At 69.3% G+C, this 401-nt stretch carries 1 protein-coding gene; it reads left to right on the plus strand.

Annotation, left to right across the window (positions count from 1 at the left end):
* Positions 1-401: transglutaminase family protein (locus RM572_RS29530; protein ID WP_311676406.1), on the plus strand; the 401-nt coding region annotated here is incomplete at both ends.

A 401-nucleotide genomic window follows, 5' to 3' on the forward strand; every position in this document is an offset into this window, starting at 1 on the left:
GGGCGTCATCGAGGTCAACGTCGCACCGACCGCCAGCTTCGCCGAACAGAGCGCCCAACTGGAGACCCTCTACGAGCAGGCCCGGCAGGCCCGGCTGTCGACCGAATCGTTCGACGTGGACGGTACGCACGGCGGTCCCGGCGGCGGCAACCACATCACGCTCGGCGGCATCACTCCGGCCGACTCACCGCTCTTGCGCCGGCCCGACCTGCTGGTGTCGCTGCTCACCTATTGGCAACGCCACCCCTCGTTGTCCTACCTGTTCGCCGGCCGGTTCATCGGCACCACGTCACAGGCCCCGCGGGTGGACGAGGGCCGGTCGGGAGCGCTCTACGAGCTGGAGATCGCCTTCGCCGAGATCGCGCGTCTCACCGATGCTGGCGGGACTTCGCAAGCCTGGG

The organism is Streptomyces hazeniae, assembly GCF_031845485.1.
In the GTDB taxonomy this organism is placed as follows: Bacteria; Actinomycetota; Actinomycetes; order Streptomycetales; family Streptomycetaceae; genus Streptomyces; species Streptomyces hazeniae.